Consider the following 25,079-nt stretch of genomic DNA (forward strand, 5'->3'; position numbering starts at 1 on the left):
ATGGGGATCGCCGGGCTTTGAAGGAGTTGTCTGTATTTTGGTCAGTCTGCCGTCAACAGAGGTGGTTTGTCTCCTGAAATGCGCCGTTGGTCCGGGCCAAGAATTTCAAGATCCAGTTCGCCTTTCTTGACCGAGACACGAACCACGCCGCCCTTGGCCAACTTGCCGAACAACAGCTCTTCGGCCAGGGGTTTCTTGATGTGCTCCTGGATCACGCGACCCAGCGGGCGTGCACCCATCTTGTCGTCATATCCCTTGTCGGCCAGCCACTCGGCAGCTTTTGGGGTCAGGTCGATGGTCACGCCACGATCCAGCAGTTGTGCCTCAAGCTGTAGGACGAATTTCTCGACCACCTGCAAAATGACCTCTTTCGGCAGCGGTGCGAAGGAGATCACGGCATCCAGACGGTTGCGGAATTCCGGTGTGAACATGCGCTCGATCGCGGCCGTGTCTTCGCCTTCGCGCCGATCGCGACCGAAGCCGATGGCGGCTTTGGCCTGTTCCTGCGCGCCCGCGTTCGATGTCATGATCAGCACCACGTTGCGGAAATTCACCGTGCGCCCGTTGTGATCGGTCAGCTCGCCGTGGTCCATCACCTGCAACAGGATGTTGAACACGTCCGGGTGGGCCTTTTCGATTTCGTCCAGCAGCAACACGCAATGCGGATGCTGGTCGACACCGTCGGTCAGCAGACCACCCTGATCAAACCCGACATAGCCCGGAGGGGCACCGATCAGGCGGGAAACCGCATGTTTCTCCATGTATTCCGACATGTCGAAACGCAGCAGTTCCACGCCCAGGGTATCTGCCAGCTGTTTCGCCACCTCGGTCTTGCCAACCCCCGTCGGACCGGCAAACAGATAGTTGCCGATGGGTTTCTCAGGTTCGCGCAGACCGGCACGGGCCAGTTTGATCGCGCTGGACAGCGCCTCGATGGCCAGATCCTGACCAAACACCACCCGTTTCAGCGAGGCTTCGAGGTCTTTCAGCACCAACGCATCATCCTTGGTGACGTTCTTGGGCGGAATACGCGCGATCTTGGCGACAACCGCCTCGATTTCTTTGACGCCAATGGTTTTGCGCCGCTTGCTTTCCGCGACCAGATGCTGCGCCGCGCCGGCCTCGTCGATCACGTCGATGGCCTTGTCGGGCAGTTTGCGGTCGTTGATATAGCGGGCCGACAGCTCCACCGCCGTCTTGATGGCATCGGCGGTGTATTTGATGTCATGATGCTCTTCGAAATAGGGCTTTAGCCCGCGCAAGATCTTTACGCTGTCTTCCACCGAAGGTTCGTTCACGTCGATCTTCTGGAACCGGCGGCTCAGCGCACGGTCCTTTTCGAAGTGTTGACGGAACTCCTTGTAGGTGGTCGAGCCCATGGTGCGCAGCTTGCCGCCCTGAAGCGCAGGCTTCAGCAGGTTCGAGGCATCCATAGCCCCGCCCGAGGTCGCCCCGGCACCGATCACGGTATGGATCTCGTCGATGAACAACACCGCGTCCGGGTGATCCTCCAACTCGGTCACAACCGCTTTCAGACGTTCTTCGAAATCACCGCGATAGCGGGTTCCGGCCAGCAGCGCGCCCATGTCCAGCGAATAGATCGTGGTGTTGGCCAGCACGTCGGGGGCCTCGCCACCGACGATCTTGTGCGCAAGGCCTTCTGCGATGGCGGTCTTGCCCACACCCGGATCCCCCACCAGCAGCGGGTTGTTCTTGCGGCGGCGGCACAGCACTTGGATGCAGCGTTCCACCTCGTCCGAGCGCCCGATCAGCGGATCGACATCGCCCGCTCGAGCCTTGGCGTTCAGATCCACGCAGTATTTTCCCAGCGCGCTTTCTTTCTGTTCGGCTTCGCCGGATGTGGTCTGGGCGTCTTCTTCCACCTGATCCGCACCGGATACCGAGCGGCTTTCGCCATAGGCAGGATCCTTGGCGACGCCATGCGCGATGAAATTGACCGCATCGTAACGGGTCATGTCCTGTTCTTGCAGGAAATAGGCGGCGTTGCTTTCGCGTTCGGCGAAAATGGCGACCAGAACGTTGGCGCCGGTCACTTCGGTCCGGCCCGAGCTTTGAACGTGGATCGCCGCGCGCTGAATGACGCGCTGGAACGCTGCGGTGGGTACGGCTTCGGATCCGTCGATATCTGTGACCAGATTCGAAAGATCCTCGTCGATGAACTCCACCAAAGTGCTGCGCAACTCGTCCAGATCGACACTGCACGCTTTCATGACGCGCACGGCATCGGGTTCTTCCAGAAGGGCCAGCAGCAAATGCTCCAGCGTTGCGAATTCATGGCGCCGTTCATTCGCAGCCGCCAGGGCCGCGTGGATGGCTTGTTCCAATGTGCTCGAGAATGAAGGCACGCGGGTGCTCCTCTGTCTTGGGTCAGAAGGGGGCGGTTTCTTGGCCGGAACCCCATCCCAACCATGTCCTCATACTATTAGAGTTTGGTTGATCGTGGCCCGGCTTCAAGGGTTTTCTTTCACTTGACAGTCACATTTGTTGTGACCGTGGCCCTGAAGAGGAGCAAATAGGCATCAGAACCGGTCTTTTCTAGCCCGAATTTCGGCAAAAACGGCCTCGGGGTCAGCGCCCACCATACCTAATTTCGCCTGAATCGCCGGATCTGCGGCCCTCAGGAACGGATTTGTGGCCTTTTCAAGGGCCAGAGTCGAAGGAACAGTGGCTTTTCCGGCCGCACGCGCGCGGTCGATATCCGCAATGCGATCTTTCAAGGCTTGGTTTTCGGGATCGACTGTAATCGCGAATTTGGCGTTGGATTGTGTATATTCGTGCCCTGAACAGACCAAAGTGTCGTCCGGCAGGGCGGCCAGCTTGTTCAAAGAGACCCACATTTGCGCGGGTGTGCCCTCGAACAGGCGCCCACAACCCAGCGCCATCAGGCTGTCGGCGGTGAACGCGGCGAAACTCTCCGGCATGTAGAACGCGATATGGCCATCCGTGTGCCCGGAAACGTCCAGAACCTGAACCGGTTCGCCGCCGATCTCGAAACTGTCCCCCTCGGTAACTTGCTGATCCAGCGGCGGCAGGCGATTTGCGTCAGCGGCGGCCCCGATGACTTTTGCCGGATGTTTGGCCAAAATTCCCGTCAGCCCGTCCACGTGATCCCAGTGATGATGGGTCAACAGCACATGTGACAGCGTCCACCCCCGGTCATCCAGCGCCTTCAGGACCGGTGCGGCCTCGGGCGCGTCGATCAGAGCGGTCTGGCCAGTGACGGCGTCATGCGCCAGAAAGGCGTAATTGTCGCTCAGGCACGGGATTGTAACGATTTCAAGAGGCATGGCCTTTTGCCCTTTCATTGCTAGACTACGCCCAGCTAAGCCGATTGACCGGATGTCCGCAATGCATCTTGATGTACAGGATCTGAGGAACTTCTATTACCGCAGCACATTGGGGCGTGCGGCGCAGGCGGCTATTCGCGGGCGTCTGATCGAGCTTTGGCCCGAAGCAAAAGGCCAGACAGTGGCGGGATTCGGTTTTGCGGTGCCTTTGCTGCGCCCTTACCTATCGGATGCGCGCCGGGTCATCGGGTTGATGCCGGGACCACAGGGCGTGATGCCATGGCCGGCAGGCATGCCCAACGTTTCGGTCCTGACCGAAGAAACCCTCTGGCCGATCGAGACCGGCCACGTGGACAAGCTTGTGGTGATGCATGGGCTGGAAACGTCGGAACGGCCAAACCAGTTGCTTGACGAATGCTGGCGCGTGCTGGGCCCCGGTGGCCGGGCCGTCTTCATAGTACCCAACCGGGCGGGTCTGTGGTCACGGTCGGACAAGACCCCGTTCGGGTTCGGGCGCCCGTACTCGGCAACTCAGCTGGAGAACCAGCTCAAGGCGCATCACTTCCTGCCCGAGGTGCATTGCTCGGCCTTGTATATGCCTCCGTCGTTCCGGCGATTCTGGTTGAAATCCGGCAACCTGATCGAAAAGACCGGCCAGCGGATTCCGACGGTCATGGCCGGTGGGGTGCTGATGGTCGAAGTCAGCAAACATATCCGCCCGCCAAGCGGCAGCGTGACCAAGGACGCGGTCAAAAAACCGATCAAGGCGCTGGACGGCTTGCTGAAGCCCGCCTGAGACCCCGGGCAATTCCACGCGAAATATTGAGGAAAAAAAGTCACAGGAATCGCAAAAACCTGCATATTCGTAACATTTTTCAACTGGGCCAATGTGTTCAAACCGTCGCACTTGCCGTAAGTTAATGAAAAATAACAATTTGTGGATAAATCTGTTACCGCTATAGCGTATTGCTTGGTTGGTTCGGCTCTGCTACATCCCCGGTGATTTTGATCCCCGACCGTCTGGCCGGGGTTTCTTCACGCCCCCGGGGTAGCTGCCGCACGCGAATTCGGGGCCCAAAATATCGGAAGGGTGGACGTGTCCGAACCAGCTTCGATTTCCACTGGCATCGCCGAGCGCTATGCCACCGCGATCTTCGAGATCGCAAAAGAGAACAACGACCTTGCAGGTCTGGAATCCGGCATCAATGATCTGGCAGCCGCGCTGGACGACAGTGCAGAGCTGCGCGACCTGATCGCATCGCCGCTGGTTTCCCGCGCTGAACAGGAAGGCGCGATCACTGCGATCGCAGACAAGATGGGTCTGAACCCCATCCTGCGCAACACGCTGGGTCTGATGGCGCAGAAGCGCCGCCTGTTCGTCGTGCCGCAACTGCTGAAGGTTCTGCGCGACATGCTGGCCGAAGAGCGCGGCGAAGTGACCGCCGAGGTTGCCTCGGCCAAGGCACTGACCAAGACCCAGATGGAAAAACTGTCCAAGACACTGTCCGAGCGTGTGGGCAAGACGGTGACAATCAATGCGACCGTGGATGATAGCCTCATCGGCGGTCTTGTCGTTAAAGTGGGCTCGAAAATGATCGATAGTTCGATCCGTTCGAAGCTGAACTCCCTACAGAATGCAATGAAAGAGGTCGGATAAATGGGAATCCAAGCTGCAGAGATTTCTGCAATCCTGAAGGACCAGATCAAGAATTTTGGTCAGGAAGCCGAAGTGGCCGAGATCGGTCGCGTGCTGAGCGTCGGTGACGGGATTGCCCGTGTATACGGTCTGGACAATGTGCAAGCCGGTGAGATGGTCGAATTCCCCGGCGGCATCATGGGCATGGCGCTGAACCTGGAAAGCGACAACGTCGGTGTCGTTATCTTCGGTTCCGACCGTGACATCAAAGAAGGTGACACCGTCAAGCGCACCAACTCGATCGTGGACGTTCCGATCGGTGACGAGCTGCTGGGCCGCGTTGTGGACGGTCTGGGCAACCCGCTGGACGGCAAAGGCCCGATCAACGCAACCAAGCGTGGCGTTGCAGACGTCAAGGCCCCCGGCATCATCCCGCGTAAATCGGTTCACGAGCCGATGGCAACCGGCCTGAAATCGGTTGACGCGATGATCCCGATCGGCCGTGGCCAGCGTGAGCTGATCATTGGTGACCGTCAGACCGGCAAAACCGCCGTTGCTCTGGACGCAATCCTGAACCAGAAAACCTACAACGACGCAGCAGGCGACGACGAGTCGAAGAAACTGTACTGCGTTTACGTAGCGATCGGTCAAAAACGTTCGACCGTTGCACAGCTGGTGAAGAAACTGGAAGAATCCGGTGCGATTGAATATTCGATCGTTGTGGCCGCAACCGCTTCGGACCCGGCACCGATGCAGTTCCTGGCACCCTACGCCGCAACTGCGATGGCTGAATACTTCCGCGACAACGGCCGCCACGCGCTGATCATCTATGATGACCTGTCGAAACAGGCTGTGTCCTATCGTCAGATGTCGCTGCTGCTGCGTCGTCCGCCCGGACGTGAAGCCTATCCTGGCGACGTTTTCTACCTCCACTCCCGTCTGCTGGAACGTTCGGCGAAGCTGAACGAAGACTTCGGCGCGGGTTCGCTGACCGCTCTGCCGGTTATCGAAACCCAGGGTGGTGACGTTTCGGCGTTTATTCCGACCAACGTGATCTCGATCACCGACGGCCAGATCTTCTTGGAAACCGAACTGTTCTACCAGGGCATCCGTCCTGCCGTGAACACCGGTCTGTCGGTTTCGCGTGTGGGCTCTTCGGCTCAGACCAACTCGATGAAGTCGGTTGCCGGTCCGGTTAAACTGGAACTGGCTCAGTACCGCGAAATGGCTGCTTTTGCGCAGTTCGGTTCAGACCTCGACGCCGCAACCCAGCAGCTGCTGAACCGTGGTGCGCGTCTGACCGAGCTGATGAAACAGCCGCAGTACTCGCCGCTGACCAACGCTGAAATCGTCTGCGTCATCTTCGCAGGTACCAACGGTTACCTCGACAAGATCGATGTGTCCGACGTTGGCCGTTACGAAGCTGGCCTGCTGGCACACCTGCGTGGCAAGCACGCGGATCTGCTTCAGTGGATCACGGACGAAGACCCCAAGATCAAGGGTGACGCTTCCGACAAGATCAAGGCTGCGCTGGACGAATACGCCGCAACCTTCGCTTAAGGGAGAGGCGGGCATATGCCAAATCTTAAGGACCTTAAAAACAGGATCGAGTCGGTCAAATCGACCCGCAAGATCACCAAGGCCATGCAGATGGTCGCGGCTGCAAAACTGCGCCGCGCCCAGGAATCTGCCGAAGCCTCGCGTCCGTATGCCGAACGGTTCAATGCCGTGATGGCAGGGCTGGCGGCTTCGGTCGGGGGCAGCGACAGCGCCCCCAAGCTGCTCCGTGGAACGGGCAGCGATGATGTCCATCTGCTGGTTGTCATGACAGCTGAACGCGGCCTCTGCGGCGGCTTCAACTCGAACATCGCCAAGCTGGCCCGCCAAAAGGCGGAAGAGCTGCGCCTGAAAGGCAAGACGGTCAAGGTTTTGACTGTCGGCAAGAAGGGCCGCGACGCGCTGAAGCGTGATTTTGGCGATCTGTTCGTTGGACATATCGACCTGAGCGAGGTCAAGCGTCTTGGCTATGCCAACGCGCAGGACATCGCGAAGGACATCCTGTCTCGTTTCGACGGGGGAGAGTTCGACGTGGCCACGATCTTCTACTCGAAGTTCGTCAACGTCGTGACCCAGATCCCGACGGCACAGCAAATCATCCCTGCCTCGTTCGAGGACGAAGCGGCGGGTGACGACAGCGGTGCCATCTTCGACTACGAGCCCAGCGAAGAAGCCATTCTGGCCGACCTGCTGCCCAAGGGGGTTGCGACTGCGATCTTCTCGGCTCTGCTCGAAAACGGGGCGTCTGAACAGGGTGCACGGATGTCCGCGATGGACAACGCGACACGCAACGCGGGTGAGATGATCGACAAGCTGACGATCCAGTTCAACCGCTCGCGTCAGGCCGTGATCACCAACGAGCTGATTGAAATTATTTCCGGCGCCGAAGCGCTGTAAGAAAACCGGAGACGAAACATGGCGAATGCAAAAGGCAAAGTCACACAGATCATCGGGGCCGTCGTCGACGTGCACTTCGAAGATCAGCTGCCTGAAATTCTGAACGCGCTGGAAACCACCAACAACGGCAAGCGCCTGGTGTTGGAAGTTGCTCAGCACCTGGGTGAAAATACTGTCCGCACCATCGCGATGGACGCGACCGAAGGTCTGGTCCGCGGCGAGGCCGTGACCGACACCGGCGCACCGATCTCGGTTCCGGTCGGCAACGCCACCCTGGGCCGCATCCTGAACGTGGTCGGCGAACCGATCGACGAAAAAGGCCCGGTCGAAGCATCCGAAACCCGCGCCATCCACCAGCCCGCGCCCGAGTTCGACGAACAGTCGACCGAGTCGGAAATCCTGGTCACCGGCATCAAGGTTGTTGACCTGCTGGCCCCTTACGCCAAGGGCGGTAAGATCGGCCTGTTCGGCGGCGCCGGTGTGGGCAAGACCGTTCTGATCATGGAACTGATCAACAACATCGCAAAAGTGCACTCGGGTTTCTCGGTGTTCGCGGGTGTTGGTGAACGGACCCGTGAAGGGAACGACCTGTACCACGAGATGATCGAATCGAACGTGATCAAGCCCGATAACCTGTCGGAAAGCCAAGTGGCGCTGGTTTATGGTCAGATGAACGAGCCTCCGGGTGCGCGTGCACGTGTTGCTCTGACCGGTCTGACCTTGGCCGAACAGTTCCGCGACCAGTCCGGTACCGACGTTCTGTTCTTCGTCGACAACATCTTCCGCTTTACGCAGGCGGGTTCCGAGGTGTCGGCTCTGCTGGGTCGTATTCCTTCGGCAGTGGGCTACCAGCCGACGCTGGCCACCGACATGGGCGCCTTGCAGGAACGGATCACCTCGACCAAGTCGGGCTCGATTACTTCGGTTCAGGCGATCTACGTGCCTGCGGACGACCTGACCGACCCTGCGCCGGCAACCTCGTTCGCGCACCTGGACGCGACCACCGTCCTCAACCGTGCGATCTCGGAAAAGGGTATCTATCCGGCCGTTGACCCGCTCGACTCGACCTCGCGTCTGCTTGATCCGGCCATCGTTGGAGAAGAGCACTACAAGGTTGCGACCGACGTTCAGCAGATCCTTCAGCGCTACAAGTCGTTGCAGGACATCATCGCCATCCTCGGCATGGACGAACTGTCGGAAGAGGACAAACTGACCGTGGCCCGTGCCCGTAAGATCGAACGTTTCCTGTCGCAGCCGTTCGACGTGGCCGAGGTATTCACCGGTTCGCCCGGCGTTCAGGTTCCTCTGGATGTGACCATCGCGTCGTTCAAGGCCGTTGTGGCCGGCGAATACGATCACCTGCCCGAAGCGGCCTTCCTGATGGTTGGCGGCATCGACGAAGTGATCGCCAAAGCGGAGAAGATGGCCGCAGAAGCCGCCTAAGGAGTATCCCTGATGGCAAACACGATGCAATTCGACCTCGTCAGCCCCGAGCGGAGCCTTGCTTCGCTGCAGGCGAGCGCGGTCCAGATTCCCGGCGCGGACGGGGACATGACGGCAATGCCCGATCATGCCCCCACCATCACCACGCTGCGCCCCGGTCTGCTCAAGGTCGAGGCACCCGAAGGGTCCAGCGAATACCTGGTCACCGGCGGGTTTGCCCAGATCAACGGCGACAGCCTGTCGGTTCTGGCCGAAAAGGCCATCCCGGTGGATGAAGTGACCCGCGCGCATCTGGACGAGCTGATCGAAGACGCCCGCGCCTCGCATGAGGCAGCCAAGGGTGGCGATGATCAGACCATCGTCGACGACGCGGCCAAGCTGCTGGCCGACATGGAAGCGCTTGGAACACATATGAGCCTGTAACGGGCCCACCAGTGAAAAAATAGAGCGGCCTCGCAATTGCGGGGTCGTTTTTTTGTCGTGCTTTTGCCGAAATGCCGGGGTAAGTTACGGGAATTCAAGAATAATGATGATATGATGAAAAAGTTCCTAACCCATCCGATTGGAATTGCGCAGGGCGAGAATGTCCTGTTTTCGGAATTTGCCGAAGGCGGCGAAATGTGGACCGGGCAGGGGCCGCGCGAACGCCGAACCCCCATTCGGTTCAAAGAAGCATTTCGAACTCCGCCTATGGTGCAGATCGGGATCTCGCTGTGGGATGTCGACACGTCCTCGGCGCTGCGCGCAGAGGTTCAGGCCGAACATATCACCGCCGAGGGTTTTGACGCAGTATTCCGGACCTGGTCCGACACTCGGATTGCCCGCATCCGGGCAAGCTGGACCGCGATAGGAGAGGTGGCACACCCGGACGACTGGAATATTTCCTGATCCGGGTTCGCCATGTTTTCAGGCGTTTGAACGATTGATTGGGCTCAGTCGTCCTGCGCTTCGATCATGTCCACGCGCGTGGCGTGGCGGCCGCCTTCGAATTCGGCACCCAGAAACGCGTCAACGATGTCCAGCGCCAGACCTTCGCCGACAACTCGCGCACCAATCGACAGCATGTTGGCGTTGTTGTGCTGGCGGATCATGCGGGCCGAGAATGCGTCTGAACAAACGCCACAGCGAATGCCGGGCACTTTGTTCGCAGCCATCATGATACCCTGCCCAGTGCCGCAGAGGACGATACCCAAGCTGCAATCGCCCGAGGCAACGGCCTGCGCCGCGGCCTTGCCGTGCTTGGGGTAATGGGTGCTTTCCGGGCTTGTCGGGCCGATATCAACCACGTCCCAACCTTGCTGTGCGATGTGGTTGGCCACGGACTGGCGCAGCTCGATCGCCGCGTGATCGCTGGAAAGAACAATACGTTTGTTGGCAGTCATGGAGGTGATTCCACTTGTATCGCCGATCGCGCCCCATGGTCAGATATCCGCGCAATCGGTATTTCAGATATCAGGGGGCGACATGTTCGGTCGCCCCTGTAGCTCAATCCATCTGGTACATGGATTCGTAGATTGGGGTCAGCGTCTTGTCTTCGAACAGCGAAGACACACTGGTTCCGTTCCAGATGTTCAGGATCGCCTGGGTGAAGATCGGCGCAGTCGGAACGATGCGGATATTCTTTGCCTTCAAAATCTCTTTGGTCGGCTGGATCGTATCGGTCAGCACCAGCGACTTCATGACCGAGTTCGTCACCCGCTCGACCGCGGGGCCGCTCATGACGCCATGCGTGATGTACGAATGAACTTCCTTGGCGCCGTTGTCCAACAGGACCTGCGCGGCCTTGCAAAGCGTTCCGGCGGTGTCACACATGTCGTCGACGATCAGGCAGATCTTGTCCTTCACATCCCCGATAACGGTCATTTCCGCGACTTCGCCTGCTTTCTCGCGCCGCTTGTCAACGATCGACAAGGGGGCGTTGATGCGCTTGGCCAGTTCACGGGCGCGCGCCACGCCGCCCACGTCGGGTGAAACCACCATGATCTCATCCAGATTGTCCTTGAACTGGTTTTTGACATCCAGCGCAAAGATCGGCGAGGCGTACAGGTTGTCGACGGGCATATCGAAAAAGCCCTGAATCTGCGCGGCATGAAGATCCATCGTCAGAATCCGCTCGATCCCTGCGCCGGTCAGCATATTGGCCACCAGCTTGGCGCTGATGGGCGTGCGGGCCTTGGTGCGGCGATCCTGGCGGGCATAGCCGAAATACGGGATCACGGCCGTGATCCGCTGTGCAGACGAACGGCGCAGTGCGTCGGCGATGATCAGCAGCTCCATCAGGTTGTCGTTGGCCGGGTTCGAGGTCGGCTGGATGATGAACATATCCTCGCCGCGTACGTTCTCGAACACTTCGACGAAGATCTCGCCGTCGTTGAACCGTTCGACGCGTGCATCGACCAATCCCTGGTCGACACCGCGATACAGGCTCATGCGGCGTGCGATGGTTTCGGCAAGTGGAAGGTTGGCGTTCCCAGCGATAAGCTTGGGTTCGTGAAGTGTCGGCATCGACTGAGGTCCCCGGGCAGCAATGGCAATGTGACAGATTCGTGATGTTGACACCGCTTAGCATGGCCTTACCGTCCCGCAAAGGTAACGCAGCGGAGAAAGTGAACATGACCCAGATTGACTACTTTTTTGCGACAATTTCGCCCTACAGCTATCTTGCGGGGAACCGGCTGGAAGAGATTGCGGCGAAACACGACGCAACGATCAACTACAAGCCGCTGGACATCATGGCCCTGTTCGCACGCACCGGGGGCACGCCGCCGAAAGACCGCCATGTATCGCGCATCGAATACCGTGCTCAGGAGCTGCTGCGCCAATCGAAGAATCTGGGGATGGAGTTCAACCTGCAACCGGCGCACTGGCCGACCAACATGGCGCCGTCTTCCTATGCGATCATCGCCGCGATCAAGGATGATTCGGGCGACGTGGGCAAGTTGTGCCAGTTGATCCTGCGCGCCTGCTGGGCCGAAGAAAAGGACGTCGCTCAGGATGATGTGATCAGGGACTGCCTGGCAAATGCCGGGTTTGACCCGGAACTGGCCAACAGTGGACTGCTGGTCGGGGCCGAGACCTATGCCGCCAATCTGGAAGAAGCCGTGGATCGCGGCGTGTTTGGCGCGCCGTTCTACATCACGCCGGATGGTCAAAGGTTCTGGGGGCAGGATCGCCTGGATGATCTGGATCGGCATCTGTCCGAGATGAAAGGATGACAACACCGACAGCGATGCAATCCGTCTTCGTCAGACGATTGGGCGACGGAGGGCGCAAAGTGCTTGCCCTTCATTGCACCATTGCGCATTCCGGCGCGTGGTCTGGCCTGTCCAAGGCATTGGATGGCAGCGTGTGTCTTGTTGCACCGGATATGCTGTCTCACGGGCGCAGTCCGGATTGGGACGATCAAAGCGATTTCTTTGACGCTGTGACAGGTCTGGCGGCGGTCGAGTTGACCAAGCCCATGGATCTGGTGGGCCATTCCTTTGGGGCGATCGTTGCGCTCAGACTGGCCATGGAGCACCCGGACCGTATTCGAAGCTTGACCCTGATCGAGCCCGTGTTCTTTGCCGTGGCAAAACAGGACGCCCGCCATTTGTACGATCAACACCGGCAAGAGTCACAACCGATTGAAGCAGCGTTCCAAGCAGGCGACGAAGCGCTGGCCGCGCGGTTGTTCAACCGGATGTGGAGCACCGGTATCGGCCCAAAATGGCCTGACCTGCCAGAGCGGACGCGCGCCGGAATGGTGCGTGGGATTCATGTTGTTCCCGCGTCTTACCCCGTTCTGTACGATGACCGCGCCGGGTTGCTTGACCCCGACAGATGCAAGCGCGTATCGATGCCAACCCTGTTGCTGAGCGGATCAAAGACCCACCCGACGATCCCCGCAATCTGTGATGGATTGCAGCGCCGTCTGCCGAACGCACGCCATGACGTGGTGCAAGGTGCAGGGCATATGCTGCCCATTTCGCACCCCCGTGAAACCAGCGCGCTGCTTCGAAAGCTCTGGAAAGCTGGCCGCGGAACGGGTGTTACAACAGGCTGAGAAACTGATCGATCTCGGCCGTTCCGATCGACCAGTCGCAGACCAGTCGGCATGCAAGGCTTTCATCGTCATCATTACCTTCCAGCTCGGCCCCCCAGAGGTGGTAGATCGCCCCGGCCTCATGCAGCTGTTTGTGCTTCGCGCGTGAAAAAGCGGCAAAGATCATATTGGCCTGTGGTTCGTGCAGGAACTCGGCCCCTTTTGCACGCAGGCCGCTGGCCAGCCGGGCACAGTTTGCGTTGGCCTGACGCGCCAGCTTCAGCCACAGATCATCCTCAAGATAAGCCGCCATCTGAGCGGACAGGTAGCGATGCTTGGAAAACAGATGCGCCCCGCGTTTGCGCCGCAGCTCGAATTCCCAGGCCTTGCTCTCGTCAAAGAACACCACCGCTTCAACGCCCATCAGCCCGTTTTTCGTGCCGCCAAAGCTGACCGCGTCCACCCCGGCTTTCCATGTCATGTCAGCCGGAGAACAATTCAGGGCCACCAGAGCATTGCTGAACCGGGCCCCATCCAGATGGACCGGCAAGCCATATTCCTTTGCGACCCCACACAGCGCCTGCAATTCCTCCAGCGAATAGACCGATCCGCGCTCGGTGACCTGAGTGACCGACACCGGCCCGCGCTGCGGCCCGTGTACCCCGCGGGTTTCTTCGCCCAGGATGGACCCGCGCAACGCGTCCGGTGACATCTTGTCGCCGCCGGGAACAAGGGTCAGCTTGGCCCCGGTGTAAAACTCGGGCGCGTTGCACTCGTCTTCGTGGATATGGGCAACCGGAGAACAGAAGATCGTTTCCCAGGGGTTGGACAACGTGGCAAGGGCCAGCGAATTTGCCGCTGTCCCCGTCGCCACCAGATAGACGGCAGCCCCCGGCGCTTCAAAGATGCTGCGAATGCGGTCCCGTACCTCGTTCATCATCGTGTCGGCGCCATAGGCCATCTGATAGCCCTGATTGGCCTCGGCCAGTTTGGCCATGACCTGAGGGTGAACCGGCCCGGAATTGTCAGATGCGAAATACATCAGCTAGGCTCCTCGATAATGTAGTCTTCCCACTCTTCCATGGGGGTTTCGAACTCGGACACCGTGCGCCCCTGAACTGAAACGCCTGCGGCATGCACGCTGTCCGGCGTACCAGATATCAAAGGGTGCCAGTCGTAAAGCGGTTTGCCCTCCCACAGCAGCCGATAGGCGCAGGTTTGCGGCAACCAATAGGCGTGTTCGTCGATATTGTCGGGTGTCATGACGATGCATTCCGGGACAAATTGATGCCGGATGTCATATTGCGTGCAGCGGCAGCTTTCATCGTCCAGCAGTCGGCAGGCGACGCAGGTCAGGGCAACTTCGCCCGAGTCTTCATCTTCCAGCTTGTTGAGGCAGCACTTGCCGCAGCCGTCACACAGGGCCTCCCACTCGCGCTGGTTCATCTTGCGCAGGGGTTTGCGTTCCCAGAACCGGGCGGGCAGGCCGGTGCGTTCAATCGGATCGGCGCTCATAGGGCGGCCAGTATGCCCCGGGCCTGTTCACAATCGGCATTCATCTGCGCGATCAGACCATCCAGCCCCTTAAATGTCATTTCAGGGCGCAGGAATTCGATCAGCCCCACCGACAAGGTCGCCCCGTACAGGTCGCCGGAAAAGTCGAACAGGAAGGTTTCGATATTTGGCACTTCGCCATGGAACATCGGGCGCACCCCAACCGAGGCCGCGCCGTGATAACTGCCCTGATGCGGGCCATCCAGCACGTCGACCAATACCGCGTAGACACCGAATTTCGGCGGGTGGAGCCCTTCGATGGACATGTTCGCAGTTGGGAAACCCAGTTCCCGCCCGCGTTGCTCGCCGCCGATCACCTCGCCTTCGATCCTGTGCCAATGGCCCAGCATCGCGGCTGCATCCCTTGGGCGACCCTCGCTCAATGCGGTGCGGATGGCGGTTGACGAGACCACGTTTTCCGACCGCTGCATCAAAGGGGCAATCGTCACGCCAAATCCCATCTCTTGCCCGAAGCGAACCAGATCGTCAGCCGTCCCACTGCGGCCCTTGCCAAAACAGAAATCGGCCCCGACCACGACATGGGACAGACCCAGACCGTCACAAATCACGTTGCGCGCGAATTCATCAGGGGAAAGCCCGGCCAGCGCCGCGTTGAACGGCAGCTCGTACAGTTTCTCCACACCCAGCTTCTCAAGCCGATGCGCCCGCGCATTGCCGCGCATCAGGCGGAACGGAGGAGAGTCCGGCGCAAAGTATTCACGTGGATGCGGCTCGAATGTCATGACCCCCAGTGGCGCATCCGGGGCCGCGTCGCGGGCCAGTTCGATGACCGACTGGTGCCCCAAATGGACGCCATCAAAATTCCCGATCGCAACGCTGGCGCCGCGATCTTCTGGCTCGACAAACTGGAAATCTCGGATGATGTGCATAGGCGATTGCGTAGCGTTGCGTTGCGATTTGTTCAAGCGGCAGTTTGAATTCAAGGCACGGGTCCTGGCGAAACACACCAAAACCATTTGTCAGACCTGATTGCACACAGGGCATCCCCGGAATGCTGTGCGACATTCGGCCAACTGCTTGATCCAAAAAAAATACTGGGTGTAGACTGGGTTTCCGGCCCTCGGACCACGCTGGGGGGGCGGACGATGGCCCGGCCAGGTTCAAATGGACCCAGCACAGGAGGCAGACCATGTATCGATTGCGACTGTTCGCGATTCGCAACGCCCGTGCGTTCGAGTGGATTTACAAATGTGTCGAACGGGGCATGGTCGCGATGGATCCGGTCTTTGCAAGGATCGGCTACAACCGCGTTGAACACCCCATCGCGCTGGTCGAAAAAGGCGTCAAAAGTCTTTTGTTTGATTGCAAGATGTGCGGACAATGCGTTTTGTCTTCGACGGGTATGTCTTGCCCGATGAACTGCCCCAAGCAACTGCGCAACGGCCCATGCGGCGGTGTACGTCCCGGTGAGTTCTGCGAGGTCAAACCCGACATGAAATGTGTCTGGGCCTTGGCCTGGGACGGGGCCAGCCGTATGCAACACGGGGGCGACAAGATAAAAGAGGTCCTTCCGCCGGTGGAACACATGTTGAAGGGGTCATCATCCTGGTTGCGGGTCAGCCGCGAGATTGCAGCACAGGAACGCGAGGCCCGGGACGCTGCACGCGAAACGCTTGCGCAAGCATTCCCGGAGGCGCGCGAAAACGAACCCTCTGCGGCACCTCTGGCTGCTGAACCCCCCAACGCGGTGAACCGGGAGCTGAAGAAATGAATGATGCCCATCGCAGCGAGGTCGAGCCGATCGGCTATTTGCCTGTTCCCGAAGGCTATGTCTCGCACAGTCGATTGGAAAGAGTTCTGCGTTCGGGCCGCTTTGCGGTGACCGCTGAACTGAACCCGCCAGACAGCGCTGACCCCGAGGATGTTTTTCAGGCGGCGCAGCCGCTGGGTGAAGTGGCGGATGCGATCAATGCAACCGATGCGTCTGGTGCCAACTGCCACATGTCTTCGATAGGGATCTGTGCGTTGTTGACCCGCGCGGGGTATTCTCCGGTCTATCAGATTTCCTGCCGAGACCGGAACCGGATCGCCATTCAGGGGGATGTTCTGGGGGCTGCGGCGCTGGGCGTCAGCAACGTGCTGTGCCTGACGGGCGACGGTGTCGGTGTTGGGGATCAACCGGGGGCAAAACCGGTGTTCGACTTTGATTCCCTGACCTTGTTGCGGACGATCCGAACGATGCGCGATCAGGGAAAGTTTCTTTCCGGCCGCAAGATAACGCGCCCCCCTCAACTGTTTTTGGGTGCGGCGGAAAACCCCTGTATACCGCCCTATGACTGGCGCCCGGAACGTCTTGCAAAGAAGGTCGAGGCGGGGGCCGAGTTTATTCAGACCAACTATATCTACGACATTCCGCTCTTTGAAAGGTTCATGGATCGTGTTCGGGATGCCGGTCTGGACAAAAAAGTATTCATCATCGCCGGTGTGGGGCCCATCGCTTCGGCACGCGCGGCACGCTGGATGCGCAGCAATGTGCCCGGAATTCACATCCCGGATCATGTCATCGAGCGGATGGAAAAGGCCGAAAAGCCCGCGGAAGAGGGCAAGAAGATCTGTATTGAACTGATCCAGCAGATTAGGGACATCGTCGGTGTTTCCGGGGTTCATGTGATGGCCTACAGGCGTGAACACGTGGTGTCGGAAATCATTCTGGAATCAGGTGCGCTGAAAGGGCGAAAACGAACTCGTTCTTCCTGACGACCTTGTGTGCAGTTGAGTGCCCAAACAAAAAAGGCGCCGGTCCGGCGCCTTTTGCAAAACTGTGTTTGCCAGTCAGTCGAACTTGCGCGACGGGGCAAGCACCATGGCTTCGCCGATCAGGACCTTCTTGCCCTCGACCGAACAATGGCAGTCTAGCTTGACGCGGCGCTTGGCAAAATCGATGTCGATCACTTTCACCTCGGCATACACCATGTCACCCGGACGCACAGGCGCCAGGAACTTCAGTGACTGACCCATGTAAACGGTGCCATGACCCGGCAGTTGTTCACCAATCACGGCCGAGATCAGACCCGCCGTCAGCATTCCGTGGGCAATACGGCCTTCGAAGATCGTATCGCGGGCATAGTCGTCGTCCAGATGCACCGGATTCCGGTCGGTCGAGACCTGCGCGAACATTTCGATATCTTCATCCGTCACCACTTTGCGCAGGTGGCGGGACATGCCCATTTCGATGTCTTCGATACAGATCGTTCCGCGCGGAAGATTGTCCAACATGTTGCCCTCACTCGAAGTCGGCCGTGAAAGAAAAAACCATCATTTGGCCAAGGTTGGCAACTTTATTACTTCGCAGTTGCAGAAAATCAAGTCTTTTCTTGCTACCTCAAGCGCCCGATCGTGTAGGTTGGATTGATCTTTTCCCTTTCAATATAGGCGGTTAAGGATTCGTGGTGCGGATGATGCGACGTTTTTGTTTCTGCCGCGGCCAATCCGCCCGAGATGAACAGAGAATCAATGCCCTCTCCCATGCCGCCCAGAATGTCCGTGTGGGGGCCGTCGCCGATCACCAGAATGTCGCTGTCGGGGATATCGTGCCCCAGTTCCTGCAACCTGCGACGGGCCAGATCATAGATCGGGGGATGCGGTTTGCCGAAATACAGGCTCTCGCCGCCCATTTCGGTGTACAGCCTGGCCAAAGCACCGGCACACCATTCGCGCACCTCGCCGCGGTCCACGACAATGTCAGGGTTAGCACAAAGCAGTTTCATCCCCATCTGCTTGGCGTACAGGAAATCCGGCCGGTTCACATCCGGGTCGGCCATCGGGTCGAACGGGCCGCAGCAGACAATACCCTCGGCTTCCTTCAGCGGCACACGCTCGATATGGATGGGGTGATCCAGCAATTTCAGCGGTTCGAAAAAGCCCGCATCGCGCTGCCACTCGCCCATGAAATAAACCTTATGCCCGACAGCACCGCGGAACATCGCAGATCGCGCGGAATCCCCGCTGGTGGCGATGGTGTCATACGCGTCGGCGGGGACGTTGAATTGCACGAGTTGCTCTGCCACCCCGGCGCGGGGTTTGGGAGAGTTCGTGACCAAGACCACCAGTCCACCCTTGGCGCGATAGGCCTTCAGCGCTTCGACGGCCTCGGGGTAGGCCGTGATGCCGTTGTGAACACAGCCCCAAAGGTCGACGAACAATGCCTTGTATCGGTCCGAGATCTCGGAAAGCGAGGAAACGATCTGGGTCATGGGGGCCTCTGGGTCTGATATCGCGCTGGCGACAGCTATGGCAAAGCTTGGGCCCGAACACCATCCCGCATTCCCGTTTGCGCGAAGGAATGGGTGAAACTGCTACTCGTCTTCGGTAATTTCAGTGACGTCCGGGGCCTGCTGAACGTTTTCCGTTCCCAGGATGATCTGGGCCCCGATACGCGGCTGATACCGGATAATGGCCAGGTATCCGGGTCCAAGCTCCTCCTCCAGCACCCCGACCAGAGGGGTCTCACGCAGCTTGGGTGGCAGCAAACCGGCAATGGAAGAAACTTTGAACTGCGCCTCGGCCGGCAGATCGACGACCAGCCAAACCTCGGCTCGCTTGCGCTGAGCGTTGACGTCGATGCGGATGATTTCCACGGAAACCGGATCGGCCCATGCGCGAATGGCATCGGCCAGTTGCGCCTCGGTGCGCGTCTCTAGATAACGGTTGTAGGTGGACTTCCCAAGTTGCAGGACGACGACGACCAGAAACGCGATCGCGACAAAGACGCTGGCGGTGAAGTTCAGCTTGCGCTTTCCCTTGCTGAAAACCACGGACCGCGCGGCATAGACAAGATAAACCGCGCAGGCTGACAGAATGATCGCGCCAAGGTTCGTTGCGAAAAGCAGCCCTGCCTCATAGGCCTCGGCGGGTTCGTCAAAATATAAAAGAATGCCCGAGGCCGACAGCGGGGGAACAAGCGAAACACCGATGGCCGCGCCGGGTAGAAGGCTCAATTCGGATTTGTTGATCTGGACATAGGCCCCGGCCACACCGGCAGCGAGCGCGACGATCAGGTCTTCGGTGCCGGGATCGGTGCGTGCCAGGACCTGATCGGGGATCAAAATGCCACGGGGAACATCGGCGACATAGACCAGAAACCACGCCATCATCACGCAGACAATGGCAGCCAGACAGACCGTAAGCGCCAGCGTCACCGCGCGTTTCAGCCATCCCATGACCATCGCGGCGGCCACCCCGAGGATCGGGGTCATCAGCGGCGCCACAAGCATGGCCGCGATCACGACAGCGCCGGAGTTGCGCAGCAAACCCATGGTGGCAATCACGACCGAAAGCGTCAGCAGCATTGCAAAGCGTCGCCAATACGCCGCCTTGTCGGCACCTTCAAAAAGAAGGATGCTGCGGGTGGTGCTTAGTTTTCGTACGACCATTGCATTTACCTGACCTGGGATAGGCTCTGGACCCCCGGTCAGACTAACAACCGACAACGCGTCCGCAAATGGCTGTCAGCAAAGAAAAAAGGCGCCCGAATTGGACGCCTTTAGATTTGGGTCGCTTGAGGATCAGACCTTCAGGTTCGGAATGATCTGCTTTTTGCGGCTCATGATACCGGGCAGAACGACGGCGTCCCCGTCCACGGTTGCGCCAAAGCTCTTCTCGGCCACGGTTTTGACCAGATCATTGGGGACCAGCAGCGTGGCCTCTTCGTTCAGGATATCAACCACGAACAGCAGCACCTGATCGACGCCGTCTTCCTTGGCAACGTCCACCATCGAGTCCGCCAGGCTGGCCTTGCGGTCCAGAACGACGCCGGGGGCGGTGGTTTCCAGAACCGAGACCCGGAATTTGGTGCCGTCGACCTCGTATTCTTTACTGTCCATGCGGATCAACTCGGCGTCCGAAAAGGACGAGACATCCGATTTCGCCGCGAACATGTCTGCCGCATATGCCGAAATGTCCAGCTCGAGCTCAGCCGCCAGACGTTCTGCAACCTCGCGGTCATGCGCTGTGGTGGTCGGAGAGCGGAATTCCAGAGTATCCGACAGAATGCAGGTAAGCGCGGCGCCCTTGATGGCGTCGGGCATCTTGGCCGCATCTTCACCCATCAGATCAACCATGATGGTGGCGGTGCAGGCCAGGGGGCGCACGGTGATGTCGATCGGGCCTTTGGTTTCCAGGCCACCGACCAGCTTGTGATGGTCGATGATGGCGCGGATGTCCGCGTCGTTGATGTTGGCCGGCAGTTCGGCGGGGTTGTTGGTGTCGACGATAACCACCGGAGTTTCCGCAGGCAGGTCCTCAAGGATCCGCGGCTTGGGCAGGTCCCAGTTTTCCAGCATGAATGTTGCTTCGGTGTTGGGTTCACCCAGCAGCACGGGTTCGGTCTGCTCACCCTTGACCTCGTTCAGGTACCACGACCACAGGATCGGCGAACCTGTGGAATCTGTGTCGGGGGATTTGTGGCCAAATACTAGCGTCGTCATGTCAGTGCCCTGCGGAATGGAAATTTGCGCGCCTTATAGGGCGGCTAAAGGCCGTTGTCACGCTGCTGAGCACTGTCTGCGACGCTTGGTCTGAAAACCGCTGGGTCCGTTCAGAATTCGGCGCGTGTCAGAACGTATCCGGCTTCTTCCAGTTGGTTCAGCAGGCCGTAATCATCGCTCAGGTGTCCCGCGCCGACCGCAATCACAACTGTCTGATCCCTGATGTCCAGAATCTGCGCCATCCAGTTGGCATTTCGCTGCACCAGCAACTGCTGCTCGAAATTTTGCCATTCCGCATCAAAGGCTTCGGGGCTCAAGCCCGACTGCTCAAGCCCCTGTAGGCGGGCAAGCTGTATGATCTCGGCGTGCTTTTCTTCCAGATACGCGTTGGCCATGGTGGCCAATTGGTCTGCATTGCCCTGCATCGCCCCGGACAGGCGCACAAGCGACTCGACCTGTTTCTCGAGCGGATAACTGTCGAACATGGCCATCAGGTCTTCGATTCGTTCCAGCGAGTGCTGCGGGATACCTTTTTCAACGGCCAGATCGTTCAGGCGGGCGTCCATTCCATAAGTTGAATTCGGGTCCTCGATCATGCAGGGCGGAATGCTCAGCATCATGGTCAGGAACCACGGACGCATCTTCGCAGCCATCCAGCCGGGGATGCCGCGCTGGGCCAGGGCTGCGGACAGCGCATCCCAGTCGTCTTCCGCCATCAGATCGATCAACGTAGGGCCCGAGGTAATCATTACCGCACTCAGGTCGTTGGCCATGGTCTTTTCGAAGGCGTCCATGTCGTGCTGAGTGACTTCGAAATAAAAGGCGTCCGCTTTGCTGAGTTCGGGCGACAGGCGGTCAATCACGTCTTCCATGCGCGGATCGTAACTGTGCAAAGTGCCGATGATGTGCAAAACCGTGTCGCCCTTGCGTGCAATCCAGTGATTGCCTTCGGGATAAGCGATCTGGGCCACTGCACTTTGCAATTTGGTCCGGGTTTCCTCGGGCAGTTGCGGGCGCAGGTCCACCCCCTCGCACGCGGCCTGAGCCGAGATCGGAAACAGAAGGAACGCAAGAAAAGTGAGCAAACGCATGGGGCCAGCCTAAATGGTGTCAAGAAGTTGAACCCAGACTTAGCCACGCCACCTGCCGATGTTCAAGCCGCCCGTCTGGTATTCTCCGGCAATCTGCGTAGCATGGCGGCATGAACCGCGAGCAGGATCTCTATCCCCCGGTCAAGGCGCTGCTGGAGCGTCAGGGATACACCGTCAAAGGTGAAGTCGGCGCAGCCGACATAGTTGCGGTGCGCGATGGGGATGCGCCGGTGATCGTCGAACTGAAACTGCGGTTCACGCTGGCCCTGTTTCATCAGGCGATCACCCGGCTGAAACTCACTGATCTGGTTTATGTTGCAGTCTACAAACCCACGGGCCGAACGGCCCGGCGGGCGCTCAAGGATAATCTGGCACTGTGTCGTAGGCTTGGCCTGGGCCTGATCACCGTGCGGGCTGATGGCACGGTCGAGGTTCAGTGCGATCCCGGCCCCTACGCGCCCCGTAAGAACAAAGTCAGGGCCGCACGGTTGCTGCGCGAATTCGACCGGCTGCAAGGCGACCCGAACGCCGGGGGCGCGACGCGCCATGGTATCGTGACGGCGTATCGGCAGGATGCGCTGAAATGTGCGGCCTATCTGGCCGAGAATGGCCCGTCCAAGGGGGCGGACGTCGCCAGATCGGTCGCGGTCCCGGTCGCCACCCGGCTTATGCGGGAAAACCACTACGGGTGGTTCGAGAAGGTTGAAAAAGGCATCTATGGGCTTACGTCTGAGGGCGCAGAAGGGTTGAAGCATTGGGCCTATAGCTGGGAACAGGCTGACTGGTCCATTTTGCAAAAAAATCTCTCACAAATTGTTGACTCGGACTTTTAGACTCCCTAGCTATGCGTCGTTATCACTCACACACCACGAGTGCTAACGCCTCGTCGGAAGGCGGGGGGAGGATAGATAAACTTTGAGCCCAAGGAGCTACAAAGATGGCATTGAAACCGCTTCATGACCGTGTGTTGGTTCGCCGCGTAGAGAGCGAAGAGAAAACCGCAGGCGGCCTGATCATCCCTGACAGCGCAAAAGAAAAGCCGAGCGAAGGCGAAGTCGTCGCAACCGGCGAAGGTGCGCGCAAGGACAGCGGCGAACTGATCGCAATGGCTGTCAAAGCTGGGGACAAGATCCTGTTCGGCAAATGGTCGGGCACCGAGGTCAACGTCAACGGCGAAGAGCTGCTGATGATGAAAGAAAGCGACATCATGGGGATCATCGAGTAAGCGCGCGCTTTCTCTGATCTTCATTTCAAACTTATTTCTCAAGGAGAAACGACATGGCTGCAAAGGACGTCAAATTCGACACCGATGCCCGCAACCGTATGCTGAAGGGTGTGAACATCCTGGCCGACGCGGTTAAAGTGACCCTGGGCCCCAAAGGCCGCAACGTGGTTCTGGACAAATCTTTCGGCGCACCGCGCATCACCAAGGACGGTGTTTCGGTTGCCAAGGAAATCGAACTGGAAGACAAGTTCGAAAACATGGGCGCGCAGATGGTGAAAGAAGTCGCCAGCCGCACCAATGACGAAGCCGGCGACGGCACCACCACCGCAACCGTTCTGGCACAGGCGATCGTAAAAGAAGGCCTGAAGCAGGTTGCAGCTGGCCTGAACCCAATGGACCTGAAGCGCGGCATCGACCTGGCAACCGCCAAGGTTGTTGAAGGCATCAAAGAAGCCTCGCGCGAAGTCAAAGACTCGGCAGAAGTTGCTCAGGTTGGCACCATCTCGGCCAACGGCGAAGCCGAAATCGGTCAGCAGATCGCAGACGCGATGCAGAAGGTTGGCAACGAAGGTGTCATCACCGTCGAAGAAAACAAAGGTCTGGAAACCGAGACCGACGTTGTCGAAGGTATGCAGTTCGACCGCGGCTACCTGTCGCCTTACTTCGTCACCAACGCAGACAAGATGATTGCAGAGCTCGACGACTGCATGATCCTGCTGCACGAGAAGAAACTCTCGTCGCTGCAGCCGATGGTTCCGCTGCTGGAACAAGTGATCCAGTCGCAGAAGCCGCTGCTGATCATCGCGGAAGACGTTGAAGGCGAAGCGCTGGCAACTCTGGTTGTCAACAAACTGCGCGGCGGCCTGAAAATTGCTGCTGTCAAAGCACCTGGCTTCGGCGATCGCCGTAAGGCCATGTTGCAGGACATCGCAATCCTGACCGGCGGTCAGGTTATCAGCGAAGATCTGGGCATGAAGCTCGAGTCCGTCACCATGGACATGCTGGGCACCGCCAAGAAAATCGAAATCACCAAAGACGAAACCACCATCGTCGACGGTGCTGGCGAGAAAGCCGAGATCGAAGCACGTGTTGCTCAGATCCGCACCCAGATCGAAGAAACCACCAGCGACTACGACCGCGAGAAGCTGCAAGAGCGCGTTGCCAAACTGGCTGGCGGTGTTGCCGTTATCCGCGTCGGCGGCATGACCGAAGTCGAAGTGAAAGAGCGTAAGGACCGTGTTGACGATGCTCTGAACGCAACACGCGCTGCCGTTCAGGAAGGCGTTGTTGTGGGCGGTGGTGTTGCTCTGGTCCAGGCCGGTAAAGCACTGGAAGCTCTGAAAGGTGCAAACGCCGATCAGGACGCAGGTATCAACATCGTTCGCAAGGCAATCGAAGCGCCGCTGCGCCAGATCGCTGAGAACGCAGGTGTCGACGGCGCGGTTGTAGCCGGCAAGGTCCGTGAATCGTCGGACGCAGCATTCGGCTTCAACGCGCAGACCGAAGAATATGGCGACATGTTCTCGTTCGGTGTGATTGACCCGGCCAAAGTGGTTCGGACCGCTCTGGAAGACGCTGCATCGGTTGCTGGCCTGCTGGTCACCACCGAAGCAATGGTTGCCGACAAGCCGGCCAAGGAAGGCGCGGCACCTGCCGGCGGCATGCCCGACATGGGCGGCATGGGCGGCATGATGTAAGCACGCCGAATTCGCCTCTGGCGAATTCTGGCGACCCGACAGGCGCTTGGCGGTATCGCCAAGCTGCCGAGGGGGGAGCATTGGAGCTTGAGAACGGGGTCGCCTTCGGGCGGCCCCGTTTTGTGTTGACAGTTCTGTTTTCATGGCGTGTTTAGACACTGCTTTGTCCGGCGCCGGATGTCTGTTCCCACAACCCTCGCG

The 25,079-nt window shown here is 59.0% G+C and carries 26 protein-coding genes; 14 read left to right on the top strand and 12 right to left on the bottom strand.

All coding sequences use genetic code 11. From position 1 onward, the window contains the following. Nucleotides 1-41 precede the first annotated feature (41 nt). On the bottom strand, nucleotides 42-2,366 hold the full coding sequence (clpA, locus tag GS620_RS09520) for an ATP-dependent Clp protease ATP-binding subunit ClpA (RefSeq protein WP_171168952.1): 2,325 nt from the start codon (nucleotides 2,364-2,366) through the stop codon (nucleotides 42-44). 174 nt (nucleotides 2,367-2,540) lie between these two features. After that, entirely contained in the window at nucleotides 2,541-3,308 is a 768-nt protein-coding gene (gloB, locus tag GS620_RS09525; RefSeq protein WP_171615504.1) for a hydroxyacylglutathione hydrolase, read from the bottom strand. Nucleotides 3,309-3,369: 61 nt separating this feature from the next. Here gloB and GS620_RS09530 point away from each other — a divergent pair, with 61 nt between their 5' ends. The 7 genes from GS620_RS09530 (at nucleotide 3,370) to GS620_RS09560 (ending at nucleotide 9,729) form a co-directional block, all read left to right on the top strand. Next, nucleotides 3,370-4,104 carry a class I SAM-dependent methyltransferase gene (locus GS620_RS09530; protein ID WP_152459015.1) on the top strand — a complete coding sequence of 245 codons (735 nt, stop codon included), beginning with the start codon at nucleotides 3,370-3,372 and terminating at the stop codon, nucleotides 4,102-4,104. Between the two features lie 300 nt (nucleotides 4,105-4,404). Next, entirely contained in the window at nucleotides 4,405-4,965 is a 561-nt protein-coding gene (locus GS620_RS09535; RefSeq protein WP_171232889.1) for a F0F1 ATP synthase subunit delta, read from the top strand. Next, nucleotides 4,966-6,504 (top strand): F0F1 ATP synthase subunit alpha, encoded by a 1,539-nt coding sequence (atpA, locus tag GS620_RS09540; RefSeq protein ID WP_152459013.1) that lies wholly within the window; start codon nucleotides 4,966-4,968, stop codon nucleotides 6,502-6,504. It begins immediately after the preceding gene. Nucleotides 6,505-6,519: 15 nt separating this feature from the next. Then, nucleotides 6,520-7,398 (top strand): F0F1 ATP synthase subunit gamma, encoded by an 879-nt coding sequence (locus tag GS620_RS09545; RefSeq protein WP_171118815.1) that lies wholly within the window; start codon nucleotides 6,520-6,522, stop codon nucleotides 7,396-7,398. A gap of 18 nt (nucleotides 7,399-7,416) precedes the next feature. Next, nucleotides 7,417-8,841 carry a F0F1 ATP synthase subunit beta gene (gene atpD, locus GS620_RS09550; protein WP_171118813.1) on the top strand — a complete coding sequence of 475 codons (1,425 nt, stop codon included), beginning with the start codon at nucleotides 7,417-7,419 and terminating at the stop codon, nucleotides 8,839-8,841. Between the two features lie 12 nt (nucleotides 8,842-8,853). Further along, on the top strand, nucleotides 8,854-9,264 hold the full coding sequence (locus GS620_RS09555) for a F0F1 ATP synthase subunit epsilon (RefSeq protein WP_171118811.1): 411 nt from the start codon (nucleotides 8,854-8,856) through the stop codon (nucleotides 9,262-9,264). Nucleotides 9,265-9,378: 114 nt separating this feature from the next. Then, nucleotides 9,379-9,729: an H-type lectin domain-containing protein gene (locus tag GS620_RS09560; protein WP_171615506.1), complete on the top strand. Its 351-nt coding sequence runs from the start codon at nucleotides 9,379-9,381 to the stop codon at nucleotides 9,727-9,729. A 44-nt stretch (nucleotides 9,730-9,773) separates the two neighbouring features. On the opposite strand, the gene rpiB is transcribed toward GS620_RS09560, so the two are convergent. Continuing rightward, a complete protein-coding gene (gene rpiB / locus GS620_RS09565; RefSeq protein ID WP_171363929.1) occupies nucleotides 9,774-10,223 on the bottom strand; it encodes a ribose 5-phosphate isomerase B in 450 nt (149 codons plus the stop codon). 103 nt (nucleotides 10,224-10,326) lie between these two features. Beyond that, a complete protein-coding gene (locus GS620_RS09570) occupies nucleotides 10,327-11,346 on the bottom strand; it encodes a ribose-phosphate pyrophosphokinase (protein ID WP_152459007.1) in 1,020 nt (339 codons plus the stop codon). Between the two features lie 107 nt (nucleotides 11,347-11,453). Here GS620_RS09570 and GS620_RS09575 point away from each other — a divergent pair, with 107 nt between their 5' ends. Together GS620_RS09575 and GS620_RS09580 are read left to right on the top strand one after the other, a co-directional pair. Further along, nucleotides 11,454-12,056: a 2-hydroxychromene-2-carboxylate isomerase gene (locus tag GS620_RS09575; RefSeq protein WP_171615508.1), complete on the top strand. Its 603-nt coding sequence runs from the start codon at nucleotides 11,454-11,456 to the stop codon at nucleotides 12,054-12,056. Beyond that, nucleotides 12,053-12,886 (top strand): alpha/beta fold hydrolase, encoded by an 834-nt coding sequence (locus GS620_RS09580; RefSeq protein ID WP_171615517.1) that lies wholly within the window; start codon nucleotides 12,053-12,055, stop codon nucleotides 12,884-12,886. The genes GS620_RS09575 and GS620_RS09580 overlap by 4 nt, the downstream gene beginning before the upstream one ends. On the opposite strand, the gene GS620_RS09585 is transcribed toward GS620_RS09580, so the two are convergent. Genes GS620_RS09585 through GS620_RS09595 form a run of 3 tightly spaced genes read right to left on the bottom strand, consistent with a single transcriptional unit; the run spans nucleotide 12,873 to nucleotide 15,309 of the window. Continuing rightward, entirely contained in the window at nucleotides 12,873-13,907 is a 1,035-nt protein-coding gene (locus GS620_RS09585; RefSeq protein WP_171615519.1) for a low specificity L-threonine aldolase, read from the bottom strand. The genes GS620_RS09580 and GS620_RS09585 overlap by 14 nt on opposite strands. Next, nucleotides 13,907-14,380: a YcgN family cysteine cluster protein gene (locus tag GS620_RS09590; protein WP_171615521.1), complete on the bottom strand. Its 474-nt coding sequence runs from the start codon at nucleotides 14,378-14,380 to the stop codon at nucleotides 13,907-13,909. The genes GS620_RS09585 and GS620_RS09590 overlap by 1 nt, the downstream gene beginning before the upstream one ends. Beyond that, nucleotides 14,377-15,309 (bottom strand): bifunctional riboflavin kinase/FAD synthetase, encoded by a 933-nt coding sequence (locus GS620_RS09595; RefSeq protein WP_171206267.1) that lies wholly within the window; start codon nucleotides 15,307-15,309, stop codon nucleotides 14,377-14,379. The genes GS620_RS09590 and GS620_RS09595 overlap by 4 nt, the downstream gene beginning before the upstream one ends. 260 nt (nucleotides 15,310-15,569) lie before the next feature. On the opposite strand from GS620_RS09595, the gene GS620_RS09600 reads away from it, so the two are divergent. Beyond that, nucleotides 15,570-16,151 (top strand): methylenetetrahydrofolate reductase C-terminal domain-containing protein, encoded by a 582-nt coding sequence (locus GS620_RS09600; protein WP_171615523.1) that lies wholly within the window; start codon nucleotides 15,570-15,572, stop codon nucleotides 16,149-16,151. Next, complete coding sequence (locus GS620_RS09605) at nucleotides 16,148-17,137, top strand: methylenetetrahydrofolate reductase (protein WP_171615525.1); 990 nt, start codon at nucleotides 16,148-16,150, stop codon at nucleotides 17,135-17,137. Before GS620_RS09600 ends, GS620_RS09605 begins: the two co-directional genes overlap by 4 nt. Before the next feature lie 75 nt (nucleotides 17,138-17,212). Here the strand turns inward: GS620_RS09605 and GS620_RS09610 are convergent, their stop codons facing one another. The 5 genes from GS620_RS09610 to GS620_RS09630 form a co-directional block, all read right to left on the bottom strand. Next, a complete protein-coding gene (locus tag GS620_RS09610; protein ID WP_117872517.1) occupies nucleotides 17,213-17,656 on the bottom strand; it encodes a MaoC family dehydratase in 444 nt (147 codons plus the stop codon). Nucleotides 17,657-17,757: 101 nt separating this feature from the next. Beyond that, on the bottom strand, nucleotides 17,758-18,633 hold the full coding sequence (locus tag GS620_RS09615; RefSeq protein WP_171168937.1) for a TIGR01459 family HAD-type hydrolase: 876 nt from the start codon (nucleotides 18,631-18,633) through the stop codon (nucleotides 17,758-17,760). A gap of 102 nt (nucleotides 18,634-18,735) precedes the next feature. Beyond that, nucleotides 18,736-19,812, bottom strand: a complete 1,077-nt coding sequence (locus tag GS620_RS09620) for a DUF389 domain-containing protein (RefSeq protein ID WP_171168936.1) — start codon at nucleotides 19,810-19,812, stop codon at nucleotides 18,736-18,738. A 132-nt stretch (nucleotides 19,813-19,944) separates the two neighbouring features. Next, nucleotides 19,945-20,865 carry a manganese-dependent inorganic pyrophosphatase gene (locus tag GS620_RS09625; protein WP_171229002.1) on the bottom strand — a complete coding sequence of 307 codons (921 nt, stop codon included), beginning with the start codon at nucleotides 20,863-20,865 and terminating at the stop codon, nucleotides 19,945-19,947. A 110-nt stretch (nucleotides 20,866-20,975) separates the two neighbouring features. Then, nucleotides 20,976-21,956 (bottom strand): TraB/GumN family protein, encoded by a 981-nt coding sequence (locus GS620_RS09630; RefSeq protein WP_171232882.1) that lies wholly within the window; start codon nucleotides 21,954-21,956, stop codon nucleotides 20,976-20,978. Between the two features lie 110 nt (nucleotides 21,957-22,066). Here GS620_RS09630 and GS620_RS09635 point away from each other — a divergent pair, with 110 nt between their 5' ends. The 3 genes from GS620_RS09635 to groL all read left to right on the top strand — a co-directional run bounded on the left by GS620_RS09635 (nucleotide 22,067) and on the right by groL (nucleotide 24,878). After that, entirely contained in the window at nucleotides 22,067-22,789 is a 723-nt protein-coding gene (locus GS620_RS09635) for a DUF2161 domain-containing phosphodiesterase (RefSeq protein WP_171615527.1), read from the top strand. Between the two features lie 104 nt (nucleotides 22,790-22,893). Next, the gene (gene groES / locus GS620_RS09640) at nucleotides 22,894-23,181 is read left to right on the top strand and encodes a co-chaperone GroES (RefSeq protein ID WP_152458994.1); all 288 of its coding nucleotides are present in this window, start codon (nucleotides 22,894-22,896) and stop codon (nucleotides 23,179-23,181) included. Nucleotides 23,182-23,234: 53 nt separating this feature from the next. Next, nucleotides 23,235-24,878, top strand: coding sequence for a chaperonin GroEL (groL, locus tag GS620_RS09645; RefSeq protein WP_152458993.1), 1,644 nt, complete (start codon nucleotides 23,235-23,237; stop codon nucleotides 24,876-24,878). Nucleotides 24,879-25,079: the final 201 nt, after the last annotated feature.

Origin of the sequence: Ruegeria sp. HKCCD6428 (assembly GCF_013110595.1) — a bacterium.
In the GTDB taxonomy this organism is placed as follows: Bacteria; Pseudomonadota; Alphaproteobacteria; order Rhodobacterales; family Rhodobacteraceae; genus Ruegeria.